The sequence below is a fragment of the Pseudomonas sp. 21 genome (genome assembly GCF_000955805.1).
Lineage (GTDB): Bacteria > Pseudomonadota > Gammaproteobacteria > Pseudomonadales > Pseudomonadaceae > Pseudomonas.
The window spans coordinates 174716-187483 of record NZ_JYOA01000010.1 but is presented as its reverse complement, the minus strand read 5'-3'; the positions used below and the strand labels follow the sequence as shown (position 1 = coordinate 187483).

Here is a 12768-nt window from a genome sequence, read left to right as displayed (position 1 = left end):
TAATAAGAAGCAGGGGATGCCGCTTTGGAAAGACAGCATTCAGCGCTTGCCGTGTCTTACACAAGCCCCAACCGCCCAGCCAAGGTCGCCATTCTTCTGTCGACCTACAATGGTGCCGCCTACCTTCGCGAGCAGTTGGAGTCCTTGATTGCCCAGACATGCCAGGACTGGGTCATTCATGCCTCGGACGACGGTTCCAGCGATGCCACGCTGGAGATCCTCCACGAATACCAGCACCTCCTGGGGCCGGCTCGCCTGAAAATCCACGCGGGGCCACGCCAGGGATTTGCCGCCAACTTCCTTGCCTCTATCAGACGCGCCCGGGGCCAGGCCGATTATTTCGCGTTCTGCGACCAGGATGATCTCTGGCAGCCTGACAAACTCGAGCGCGGCCTGACATGGGCGGCCTCGCATCCGGCCAGCCTTCCCCTGCTGTACTGCTCCCGTACCCGATTGATCGACGCCAACGGCCTGGGCATCGGTTTCTCGCCGCTGTTCCGTCGCGCTCCCAGCTTCGCCAATGCCCTGGTGCAGAGCATTGCTGGCGGCAACACCATGCTGTTCAACGCCGCCACTGCGCAACTGCTCAGCCTGACGCCCGATCACCTGCCGATCATCTCCCACGACTGGTGGGCGTACATCATCGTGACCGGCTGCGGCGGACGCGTGAATTACGATGCACATCCGGCGATCAACTACCGCCAACACGGCAACAACCTGATAGGCTCGAACTCGAGTGTCAGGGACCGACTCGTTCGTCTCCAACGCATGCTCAAGGGGACGTTCCGACACTGGAACGACGTGAATCTGGAGGCGGTTTCCCATTTCAGGCAGCACCTGACCCACGAAAACCAGCAGATCCTCGAGTTGTTCGGCAGTGCGCGCCGCGCGCCGCTGTATCGCAAGCTGTCGCTGATCAGCCAGTCAGGCGTTTACCGTCAAACGCTTCCCGGCAACCTCGGACTGGTTGCCGCATCGCTTATGCAGAGGCTGTGACCCAATGACGATCCTCGTAACAGGCAGCGCCGGTTTCATCGGCGCCAACTTCGTCCTCGACTGGCTGGCTGGCCACGACGAAACCGTTGTCAGCCTGGACAAGCTGACCTACGCCGGCAACCGCGAAAACCTGGCAAGCCTCGACGGCGATGCCCGACATCATTTCGTCCAGGGCGATATCGGCGATACCCGCCTGGTTTCCCAGCTACTGGAACAACACCAACCGCGCGCCGTGCTGAACTTCGCCGCTGAGTCCCATGTGGACCGCTCGATCCTCGGTCCGGAAGACTTCATCCAGACCAACGTGGTCGGCACCTTCCATCTGCTCGAAGCCGTGCGCGCCTACTGGAACGCCCTCGAAGAACAGCGCAAGGCCGATTTCCGCTTCCTCCATGTGTCCACCGACGAGGTCTACGGCACTCTCGAAGCCAAGGCGCCGGCCTTCACCGAGCAGCACCCCTACCAGCCCAACAGCCCCTACTCCGCCTCCAAGGCGGCATCCGACCACCTGGTGCGCGCCTACCACCACACCTACGGGCTGCCGGTGCTGACCACCAACTGCTCGAACAACTACGGGCCGTACCACTTCCCCGAGAAACTCATCCCCCTGGTAATCCGCAACGCGCTCGCCGGCGAAACGCTGCCCATCTATGGCGACGGCCAGCAGATCCGCGACTGGCTCTACGTCAAGGATCACTGCAGCGCCATCCGCCGCGTGCTGGAAGCCGGCCAGGTGGGCGAGACGTACAACGTCGGCGGCTGGAACGAGAAGGCCAACCTGGAAGTGGTGCACCACATCTGTGACACCCTCGACCAGGCTGCACCGCGCAGCGACGGTCGCAGCTACCGCGAGCAGATCAGCTTCGTGAAGGATCGTCCTGGCCACGACCGCCGTTACGCCATCGATGCCACCCGGCTGGAGCGCGAGCTGGGCTGGAAGCCGGCGGAAACCTTCGAAACCGGCATAGCCAAGACCGTACACTGGTACCTGGACAACCAGGCCTGGGTCGAGAACGTCGCCAGTGGCGCCTACCGGGAGTGGCTGAGCCAGCAGTACGCATGAACGATATCCTGATTCTCGGCGCCAACGGCCAGGTCGGCTGGGAGCTGCAGCGCGCACTGGCGCCGCTCGGTCGCCTGACGGTCTGCGACCGCCAGCGCGGCAACCTGGAAGACCTCGACGGCCTGCGCCAGCTCATCGAGAGCGAGCGGCCTGCCATCATCGTCAACGCCGCCGCCCACACGGCGGTGGACAAGGCGGAAACCGATACCGAGCGAGCACAACGGGTGAATGCCGAAGCCGTCGGCCTGCTGGCCAGCCTGGCCGGCGAGCTGGATGCCTGGCTGGTGCACTATTCGACCGATTACGTGTTCGACGGCCAGGGCGAGCGACCGTTTCGCGAAAATGACCAGCCTGCGCCACTCAACGCCTATGGGCGCACCAAGCTGGCCGGCGAGCAGGCCATCCGCGAGAGCGGCTGCCGCCATCTGATCTTCCGCACCAGCTGGGTCTATGCCGCACGCGGCGCCAACTTCGCCAAGACGATGCTGCGCCTGGCAGCGGACCGAGAAGAACTGCGCGTCATCGCCGACCAGATCGGCGCCCCCACCAGCGCCGAACTGATTGCCGACGTCACCGCCCAGGTACTCGGGCAACTGCGCATTCATCCGCAGCCAGACAGCCTTGGCGGCCTCTACCACCTGGCGGCCGGCGGTGAAACCAGCTGGCATGGCTACGCCCGTTTCGTCATCGCAGAAGCCGCGCGCCTCGGGTTGCCGTTGCGAACCGACGCCGAACGTGTCGTGCCGATCATGACCCACGAATACCCGCTGCCCGCGCCAAGGCCCGCTAATTCCCGGCTCGATACAACCCTGCTCTGCTCGACTTTCGGGCTCCACCTGCCGGACTGGCAGTTCCACGTCCGGCGCATGCTGATCGAGCTGATCGGAGAGAAAGTCGCATGAAGCGCAAAGGCATCATCCTCGCCGGTGGATCAGGCACCCGGCTACACCCGGCCACGCTGTCCGTGTCCAAGCAACTGCTGCCGGTCTACGACAAGCCGATGATCTACTACCCGCTGAGCACGCTGATGCTCGCCGGCATCCGGGAAATCCTGATCATCTCCACCCCCCAGGACACCCCTCGCTTCCAGCAGCTGCTGGGCGACGGCCGGCGCTGGGGGCTGGAGCTCCAGTACGCGGTGCAGGAGTCCCCCGAGGGGCTGGCGCAAGCCTTCCTGATCGGCGAAGAATTCCTCGGCGACAGTCTCAGTGCCCTGGTGCTGGGCGATAACATCTACCACGGCCACGACTTCCAGGAGCTGCTGGTCAGCGCCATGCAGCGCGACACTGGCGCCAGCGTCTTTGCCTACCACGTGCACGATCCGGAGCGCTACGGCGTGGTGGAGTTCGACGCCCAGGGCAAGGCCATCAGCCTGGAAGAAAAGCCGGCCATGGCCAAATCGAACTATGCCGTGACCGGCCTGTACTTCTATGACCAGCACGTCGTCGAGATCGCCAAGAGCATTCGCCCGTCGGCCCGCGGCGAGCTGGAGATCACCGACGTCAACCGCGCCTATCTGGAACAGGGCGAGCTGTCGGTCGAAATCATGGGGCGCGGCTACGCCTGGCTCGACACCGGCACCCACGAATCGCTGCTGGACGCCAGCCAGTTCATCGCGACCCTGGAAAACCGACAGGGGCTCAAGGTCGCCTGCCCCGAAGAAATCGCCTTCCGCCAGGGCTGGATCAGCGCCGAAGAGCTGCAACGCCTGGCCGCCCCGCTTGCCAAGAGCGGATATGGCCTTTACCTCCAACGCCTTCTGACGCAAACGGTCTACTGATGAAAGTCTCTCCGCTGGCGATTCCCGATGTATTGCTGCTGGAGCCACAGGTTTTTGGCGACAGCCGAGGCTTCTTCTTCGAAAGCTTCAATCAACGAAAATTCGAGCAGGCCGTGGGCTATCCGGTCGAGTTCGTCCAGGACAACCATTCCCGCTCGGCCCGCAACGTCCTCCGCGGCCTGCACTACCAGATCCGCCAGGCCCAGGGCAAACTCGTGCGGGTAGTCCACGGCGAAGTATTCGACGTCGCCGTCGACCTGCGCCGCAACTCGCCGACCTTCGGCCGCTGGGTAGGCCAGGTACTGAGCGCTGAGAACAAGCTGCAGATGTGGATCCCCGAGGGATTCGCCCACGGCTTCGTCGTGACCAGCGAGAGCGCCGAGTTCCTCTACAAGACCACCGATTTCTGGGCCCCCGAGCACGAGCGCTGCATCGCCTGGGACGATCCCGAGCTGGCCATTGAATGGCCGATCGAGGCTGCCCCGGAGCTGTCCGGCAAGGACCGCCTGGGCGTCAGTCTGGGAGAGGCCGAGCTCTTCCCGTGATCCACAGGCCGCCCCCGGATGGCGGCCGGTTCGACCATAACGACAAGAAAGACGGAGATTCAGCGTGCAAGAGCGTCAACGGGCCATAGTCGTACTCGGCATGCACCGCAGCGGTACCAGCGCGATTGCCAGAGGCCTCACGACACTGGGTGTGGAACTGGGCGACAACCTGATGCCCGCGGCGCAGAGCAATAACGAGCGCGGCTTCTGGGAAGACCAGGAAATCGTCGATATCAACACCGATATCCTCAAGGAACTCGGGCACACCTGGCACTCGCTCAAGCCGCTGTCGACCGAATGCCTCGCCAGCTTCGACGGCTCCGAACTCCAACAGCGCGCGCTGAACTATCTGCGCGAATTCTTCGGTGACGCCCCGCTGTTCGGCCTCAAGGACCCGCGCATCTCGCTGCTGCTGCCCTTCTGGCTGCGCGTCTTCGAGAAGGCCGGTATCCAGCCTGCCTTCGTGCTGAGCCTGCGCCACCCCCTGAGCGTGGCGCACTCGCTGCACAAGCGGGACGGCTTTACCCAGGCCAAGAGCCTCTACCTCTGGCTCGACTACATGCTCCAGGGACTGCTGCACAGTCGTGGCCAGCGGGTCGCCGTGCTCAGTTACGACCGCCTGATGAGCACGCCGGCCGAGCAGATCCTGCGGCTCGCCGAGCAACTGGGCCTGCCCGCGCCCGCCGAGGGGGAACTGGCCGAATACATCGAAGGATTCCTCAGCAGCGACCTGCAGCACAGCCGGCTTTCCGCCGACGGCCACGAACTGGCCGAACAGGCACCGCGCGAAGTGATCGAGTGCTTCGACCTGCTGCGGCGCCTGGCCGATGACGAACTGGCCCTTGCCGGCGCCGAGGCGCAGCAGTGCATTGAGCACCTGCGCGAACACTGCCAGGCACTGCGTCCGACGCTGGAAGCGCTGCACCAGCAAGACAGCCTGCACAGCGAAGCCCTGCTGGAAGCGCGCGCCACCCTCGACAGCCTGCAATTCGTGATCGCCAAGCAAAACCTGGAGCTGGAGGACGCGCAGCAGCGACTGAACGACATTGCCCGCCTGACAGCCAACCTGGAACACAGCGAGTCGCTGCTGGCCAGCTCTCGGGCATCGCTCGAGGAGATTCACCGCTCGGCATCCTGGACCCTGACCAAGCCCCTGCGCTTCGTTTCGCGGCTGGCCCGGGGCCGGCGCGGCGAAGCGCTGGTCAGCCTGCGCAACTACCTGCATCAGGTCGGCCGCGCCATCTACTGGCGCATTCCCGCCGCCCAGCGCGAGCGACTGCTGCTGACCGCCTACCGCCGCTTCGGTTTCGCCTTCAACGGCCTGGGCCACTACGAACGCTGGAAGCGCCAGCTCGACCAGCAGGCACAACCCCAGGCGCACTGGGCGACCGAACTGACCGACATCTATCAGGTGGAACCCTGCGAAAGCCTCGAAGGCCGCATCGCCATTCACCTGCACATGTACTACAGCGACCTCGCCGAGGAATTCCGCGATTACCTCAGCCACATGCCGTTCCCCTATGACCTGTACGTCTCGGTCAAGGACGAGATCGGCCTGCGGGCCTGCAAGGCCATCTTCGCCAACCAGCCGAACCAGGGCAGCCTGCAGGTCGAGATCGTCCCCAACCGCGGCCGCGACATCGCACCGATGTTCTGCCAGTTCGGTGACGCACTGAAGCAGTACGACTACCTGCTGCACCTGCATAGCAAGAAGTCGCTGTTCAACAACGGCGCCACCGACGGCTGGCGCGAATACCTGTGCCAGAGCCTGGCGGGAAGCGAGCGGCAGATCCGCGCGATCTTCGAACTGCTGTCCTCCGGCAAGGCCGGCATCGTCTACCCGCAGAACTTCGAGCGCCTGCACTACGTCGCCAACACCTGGCTGGCCAACCGCGCCATGGGGCACCAATGGTGCCAGCGCCTGGGCATCACCGAAATCCCGGACGGCTATTTCCACTTCCCCGCCGGCAGCATGTTCTGGGCCTCGCGGCAGGCGCTGGCGCCGCTGTTCGAGGCAGGCATCACGCTGGAGGACTTCGCCGAGGAAGCCGGGCAGACCGATGGCACCTTCGCCCACTGCCTGGAGCGCCTGCTGGTGCTGACCAGCCAGAGCCAGGGCCTTGCGCCTGCCATCCTGCGCTGCCAGCACACCAACTCCTGGTCGGCCTGGCGCTTCGACAGCTATCTGGCGCGCAGCGAGCAGGATCTGCAGCGGCAGATTTCCAACCCCAACATCAAGACGGTCGCCTTCGATATTTTCGACACCCTGCTGCTGCGCCCGCTGCTCGATCCGGAATCGATCAAGCGCTTGACAGCCCAGCGCGTGGACAAGGGCACCGCGGAGAAGTATCTGCGCTACCGTGCCATCGCCGAGGCCCGGGCCCGGGAAAAAGCCGGCCGCGACATCACCACCGCGGAAATCTTTGATGAACTGGGGCGTCTGGCCGGTATCGAGAAGGGCACACTCCTGGCCCTGCGCCAGCGCGAGGAAGAAACCGAGTTCGCCTGCGTCACGCCGCGTCCGGAAAGCATTGCCCTGCTGCGTTATGCCAAGCGCCTGGGCAAGCGCGTGGTGCTGCTCAGCGATATGTTCCTGCCCCAGTCAGTGATTACCGCGATGCTGCAGAAATCCAGCATCCTGCAATGGGACAAGCTCTACATCTCCGGCGAGATCGGCGTTCGCAAAGACACAGGCCAGCTCTATGAACTGGCCCTGCGCGAAGAACAGTTGCAGCCGGAACAAATGCTGATGGTGGGGGACAACGAACGCTCCGACGTGCAGATCCCCGGCGACATGGGGCTGGGCCTGCTGCATGTGCTCAAACCCATCGACCTGGCCCGCGGGCTGCCGCACTGGAACCGTCTGGTGGCGAACGTCCACCGCCACGACGACCTCAGCGCCGAGCTGGCTCTGGGCCTGCTGCTGCGCCGCAACTTTGCCAAGATCGCCTTCGGCACCTTCCGGCCGACGGCCTTCTCCCAGGGTTCGGCCGAGCTGCTGGGCTACAACGTGGTCGGCCCGCTGCTCACCCATTTCGTCACCTGGCTGCGCGAGCGCGCCCAACACGACGGCATCGAGCGCCTGTATTTCCTCTCCCGCGAGGGCAAGCTGCTGAAGACCGCCTTCGACCTCTGGAACGAGCGCGAACCGGGGGCCACGTCCTCGCACTATCTGGTGCTGTCGCGCCGGGCGGTCAGTGTGCCGCGGCTGAAAGACTTCGACGATGTGCTGACCCTCGCCCGGCCCAACTACTTCTCCGGCACCCTGGAGAACCTGCTCGAAGCCCGCTTCGGTGTCACCCTCGCTGACGCCGACCTGCGCGACCTGGAAGCCCGCGGCCTGTGGAAGGCCCGACAACTGCTCGACATCGGCAACAACAATGTCAGCCACATCGAGCCGGTGCTGCGCCACCTGCTGCCGCGCATACTGGCCCAGGCCGAAATCGAGGCCCCGGCATTGCGCCGCTACCTGGAAGACTCGCAACTGACCGCAGGGGGCGCCGTAGCGGTCGTCGACGTCGGCTATTCCGGGACCATCCAGCGCCACCTGAACGCCTGGCTCAAGCACCCGGTCAACGGCTACTACATGGTCACCGACGAACTCGTCGACGCTTTCGCCGGCGAGGCCGGAGTATTTGCCGATGGGTGCTTCTCCGACCGTGTGTCCCGCGCAACCCGCGGCAACTGCAGCCTGTTCGATCAGAACTTCATGCTCGAGCAGTTGCTCAGCGCCGACGATGCCCAGGTCAATCACTATCGACTGGATACCGACGGCACGCCGCTGGCGCAGTATCAGGCGCTGGAGGATGAAGAACTGGCTGCCCGTGAGATCCGCCATCAGATTCAGAGTGGAGCCCTGGCCTACCTCGCCGATGTGCTGGACGTTCGCGCCACACTGCACGCAGACTTCCTGCCTCCGCGCGAACTGGCCAGGGATATCTGGTCCACCTTCAGCGAAAATCCCGACGAAGACGAGCGTCAACTGCTCAAGCGCCTGGTCCTGGACGACCACTATTGTGGTCGCGGCTTGGTCAGCTGAGTGAGCGAACGATAGGAACTGCGCGAACATGAGTACCAATCAGAACATCCGCTGGCACACCGGCCGCCTGAGCATCGAAGAACGCGCCACCCGCATGCGCCAGCAGCCGGCAACACTGTGGCTGACCGGCCTGAGCGGCTCGGGCAAGTCCACCCTGGCCTTTGCCCTGGAATATGCGCTGCATGAACTGGGCTACTCCGCCGTGGTACTCGATGGTGACAACGTCCGCCACGGCCTGTGCAAGGACCTGGGCTTCAGCCACGAGGACCGCACCGAAAACATCCGCCGGGTGGCCGAGGTGGCCAACCTGATGAACGACGCCGGGCTGATCGTCATCACGTCCTTCATCTCACCCTTCCGCCAGGATCGTGAGCAGGCGCGCCAGATCATCGGCGAACAACGCTTCCGCGAAATCCACCTGAGCACCGATCTCGCCGTCTGCGAGGAGCGCGACCCCAAGGGCCTGTACAAGAAGGCGCGCGCGGGAACACTGCCGGACTTCACGGGAATCGGCTCTCCCTACGAGGAACCGCTGGAGCCCTTCGAGCGCATCGACACCGACCGCCTCAGCCTCGAGGAAAGCGTGGGGCGCCTGATGAAACTGCTGCAACTGCAGCCCATCGAGCGCTGATCGGTGTAGCATCGGCGGCGGAAGCAACCGCATGCGATGTACGCCGCCTTGAACCCACACCTGACCCGCTGGCAATCGCTGGCCCTGCTGGCGCTCCTGCTCGCCCCGCTGCTCTGGCCACTGCACTTCTTCGCCGAGCGCTACTACAGCGAACAACTGGCCGAGCAGAACCAGCAGACCCTCGACCTCTACGTCGCCAACCTGCTGGGCACCCTGCGCCGCTACGAGGACCTGCCGCCGATCCTCGGTGAACTGCCGACCCTGCGCGCCGCGCTGCAAGCGCCGGAGAGCCTCACAGCACAGAACGCCGCCAACCTGGAGCTGCAGCGCATCCGCGGGCGTACCGGGGCGGACGTCATTTACCTGATCCAGGCGGACGGCATGACCCACGCTGCCTCCAACTGGGATCAGCCGGACAGCTTCGTCGGCCGCAACTTCGCCTTCCGCCCCTACTACAAGGAAGCGACACAGGGCCGACAGGGCCGTTTCTTCGGCCTGGGCACCACCTCCAAGCGACGCGGCTACTACTTCGCCAGCGACGTGCGTGACGGTGGAAAACTGCTCGGCGTACTGGTGGTAAAGGTCGACCTCGAACACATGGAGCAGCTCTGGGGCAATACGCCTGAGCAGTTGCTGGTGATGGACTCCAATGGCGTCGTCATCCTCTCGTCCAGCAACGCGTGGCGCTTCCACACCGGCAAGGAGCTCTCACCCGCCAAGCAACGCGAGATCGCCGAGAACATTCCCTACCCGGTGCTGCATCCAGCACCGCTGAAGATCGACCAGCGCCGCTGGATCAGCCAGAGCCGTCACCTGCCGGAAACCGGCTGGACGGTCAGCATCTATACCCCCCGCACTCAAGTCGACGCGCCGGTGCGCAGCGTCGTTCTGATCGGCGCAGCCACCCTGGTCGCACTGCTTCTGCTGCTGTCGCTGTTGACCATCAGCCGCCGCCATTACCTCGAGCGCATTGCTCTGGAGGCCCAGGCCAAGCACGAACTGGAACTGCGCGTGCAGGAGCGCACCCAGGAGCTGGAGGGTGCCAACACGCGGCTGCAGGAGGAAGTCAGCAACCGCGAGCAGGCCCAGCGCGAGCTGATGCACGCCCAGGATGAAGTGGTGCAGGCCGGCAAGCTCACCGCCCTGGGCACCATGTCCGCCAGCATCAGCCATGAGCTCAACCAGCCGCTGGCGGCGATCCGCAGCTACGCCGACAACGCCCGCGTGCTGCTCGACCACGAGCGCTACAGCGACGCCCGTGGCAACCTCGAGCAGATCGGTGAACTGACCGGGCGCATGGCCTCCATCATCGGTCACCTCAAGGCCTACGCCCGCGGCGCCCGCCGGGCGCCGGAGAACGTAGCTCTGCAACCAGCGATCAATGACGCCCTGGCCCTGGTCGCCCAGCGCCGCCAGGCGATGAACGTGGAACTGCTGCGCGACTTGCCCGACGCGGCGATCTGGGTGCAGGCCGGCGAGACGCGGCTGCGGCAGATCCTGTCCAACCTGATCTCCAACGCCCTCGACGCCCTGACCGAGAAGGGACTGCCAAGGCGCATCTGGCTGACCACCGAGCAGACGCCCGAGCGCATCATCCTGTCCCTGCGCGACAACGGCCCCGGCTTCTCCGAAGAGGCCCTGGCCCATGCCCGCGAGCCCTTCTTCACCACCAAGACCAGCGCGAAAGGCCTGGGCCTTGGCCTGGCCATCTGCGACACCCTGTTACGCACGCTGGGTGGACATCTTGAATTGGGCAATCACCCCGAGGGCGGCGCTCTCGTACAATTGCACCTGTTGCCGGGCATCCCCGGCGTGACCCTGACGCCGCAGGAGGAAACCCGCGCATGAGCTCGGCCGAGCCGTTCGACTCCACCACCCAGGTGCTGCTGATCGATGACGACCCACACCTGCGCCAGGCGCTCTGCCAGACCCTCGACCTCGCCGGTTTCAAGGTGGTCGCCCTGGGCGATGCGCGGCAGATCGATCCGCAGCAGGCGCGCGACTGGCCGGGAGTGATCGTCAGCGACATTCGCATGCCGGGCATCGACGGCCTCCAATTGCTTGAGCAACTGCACGCGCAGGATTCAGAGTTGCCGGTGATCCTGGTCACCGGCCATGGTGATGTACCGCTGGCGGTGAAAGCCATGCGCTCGGGCGCCTACGACTTCCTCGAAAAACCCTTCCCCAGCGACGCGCTGCTGGACAGCGTACGCCGCGCGCTCGATGTGCGCCGACTGGTGCTGGAGAACCGCAGCCTGCGCCTGGCGCTGACCGAGCAGAAGGAAGTCCGTGGCCGCCTGGTCGGCCAGTCCGCGCCGATGCAGCGTCTACAGCAGCAGGTCGCGTCGCTCGCCGCCATCCAGGCGGACGTGCTGGTCCTGGGCGAAACCGGCTCAGGCAAGGAAGTCGTCGCCCGCGCCCTGCATGACCTGTCGAGCCGCCGCAACGGCCCCTTCGTCGCCATCAACGCCGGCGCGCTGGCCGAGTCGGTGGTGGAGAGCGAGCTGTTCGGCCACGAACAGGGCGCTTTCACCGGTGCGCAGAAGCGCCGCATCGGCAAGTTCGAGTTCGCCAACGGCGGCACGCTGTTCCTCGACGAGATCGAGAGCATGAGCCTGGACGTCCAGGTGAAGCTGCTGCGCCTGTTGCAGGAGCGCACCGTCGAGCGCCTGGGCTCCAACCAGCTCATTCCACTGGATATCCGCATCATCGCGGCGACCAAGGAAGACCTGCGCCTGGCCTCCGATGAAGGCCGCTTCCGCGCCGACCTCTACTACCGCCTGAATGTCGCCAGCCTACGTATTCCACCGTTGCGCGAGAGGGGCGGCGACATCCTGCTGCTGTTCCAGCACTTTGCCGAACGCGGCGCGCAGCGCCATGGCCTGAACGCACGTCCGCTGGACTCGGCCCAGCGGGCGCAACTGCTGGCGCACGGCTGGCCGGGCAATGTCCGCGAGCTGCAGAACGCCGCGGAGCGCTATGCCCTCGGCCTGGACCTGGGGCTGGACGACAGCCACGGGCAGGCCACGGCCGCCACACCCGGAGCCGGGCTGAACGAGCAGGTGGAGTCCTTCGAGCGCTCGCTGATCGCCGCCGAGATGAGCCGCTCGCACAGCTCCCTGCGCAGCCTTGCCGAAGCGCTGGGCGTACCGCGCAAGACCCTGCACGACAAGCTGCGCAAGCACGGCCTGCTGTTCTCCGGCAGTGGCGGAAATTCCGCCGACGATGGCGACATCTGAGCAGAAATCCGCCGATGGCTTCGACTGCGACCAAGGGCGAGCAGCGCTGCTGGGCGCTCTGAAGTAGTCTTCAGCCCTGGCACACACCTTGCTCTGCGACACGGGTGCGATTGCCTTGTGCATCACATCTCGCGACGTGCCCGCCACGTCGCGCCCGCCGGGCCACGAACCCGGCGGTGTCCTTCGGGCTTCTGGCCATCTCGCGCCTTCGATTCGACAGGTGCATCGCCGGGTGCAGTGATCCTGCCCCGGCCAATTTTCCCCTTCCGCATCTTCGTTCAGGATTTTCCTACATAGCGATCCTGGGCCTCTATGCGCCTGCGAATCAAGCGCAACAGCGCGCCCTGCGCGGGCCTGCGAAATCGCCTGCCATTCAGCGGTCATGAAACCGCGCTCAAATCTTCACGAAATCCCCTCTAAATCGGGCGCTAATGCAAAACCTCTCCTATGGTTTATCCGGGGTGGGCAGAGCAGG

At 64.9% G+C, this 12768-nt stretch carries 9 protein-coding genes; all 9 read left to right on the top strand.

The genetic code is table 11. The annotated features are described in order from the left end of the window. Positions 1-24 precede the first annotated feature (24 nt). The 9 genes from UB43_RS22805 (at position 25) to dctD (ending at position 12293) form a co-directional block, all read left to right on the top strand. Complete coding sequence (locus UB43_RS22805) at positions 25-996, top strand: glycosyltransferase family 2 protein (protein ID WP_156160480.1); 972 nt, start codon at positions 25-27, stop codon at positions 994-996. 4 nt (positions 997-1000) lie between these two features. Continuing rightward, positions 1001-2059 carry a dTDP-glucose 4,6-dehydratase gene (rfbB, locus tag UB43_RS22800; RefSeq protein ID WP_045215726.1) on the top strand — a complete coding sequence of 353 codons (1059 nt, stop codon included), beginning with the start codon at positions 1001-1003 and terminating at the stop codon, positions 2057-2059. Further along, positions 2056-2961 (top strand): dTDP-4-dehydrorhamnose reductase, encoded by a 906-nt coding sequence (gene rfbD / locus UB43_RS22795; protein WP_045215724.1) that lies wholly within the window; start codon positions 2056-2058, stop codon positions 2959-2961. The genes rfbB and rfbD overlap by 4 nt, the downstream gene beginning before the upstream one ends. Continuing rightward, a complete protein-coding gene (rfbA, locus tag UB43_RS22790) occupies positions 2958-3839 on the top strand; it encodes a glucose-1-phosphate thymidylyltransferase RfbA (protein WP_045215722.1) in 882 nt (293 codons plus the stop codon). Before rfbD ends, rfbA begins: the two co-directional genes overlap by 4 nt. Beyond that, positions 3839-4384 carry a dTDP-4-dehydrorhamnose 3,5-epimerase gene (rfbC, locus tag UB43_RS22785; RefSeq protein ID WP_045215720.1) on the top strand — a complete coding sequence of 182 codons (546 nt, stop codon included), beginning with the start codon at positions 3839-3841 and terminating at the stop codon, positions 4382-4384. The genes rfbA and rfbC overlap by 1 nt, the downstream gene beginning before the upstream one ends. A 64-nt stretch (positions 4385-4448) precedes the next feature. Continuing rightward, positions 4449-8423, top strand: a complete 3975-nt coding sequence (locus UB43_RS22780; protein WP_156160479.1) for a rhamnan synthesis F family protein — start codon at positions 4449-4451, stop codon at positions 8421-8423. Positions 8424-8451: 28 nt separating this feature from the next. Then, complete coding sequence (gene cysC / locus UB43_RS22775) at positions 8452-9054, top strand: adenylyl-sulfate kinase (protein WP_045215716.1); 603 nt, start codon at positions 8452-8454, stop codon at positions 9052-9054. 36 nt (positions 9055-9090) lie between these two features. Then, complete coding sequence (locus tag UB43_RS22770) at positions 9091-10902, top strand: sensor histidine kinase (RefSeq protein WP_045215714.1); 1812 nt, start codon at positions 9091-9093, stop codon at positions 10900-10902. Further along, positions 10899-12293 (top strand): two-component system response regulator DctD, encoded by a 1395-nt coding sequence (gene dctD, locus UB43_RS22765; RefSeq protein ID WP_045215712.1) that lies wholly within the window; start codon positions 10899-10901, stop codon positions 12291-12293. Before UB43_RS22770 ends, dctD begins: the two co-directional genes overlap by 4 nt. The last annotated feature ends 475 nt before the right edge of the window (positions 12294-12768 follow it).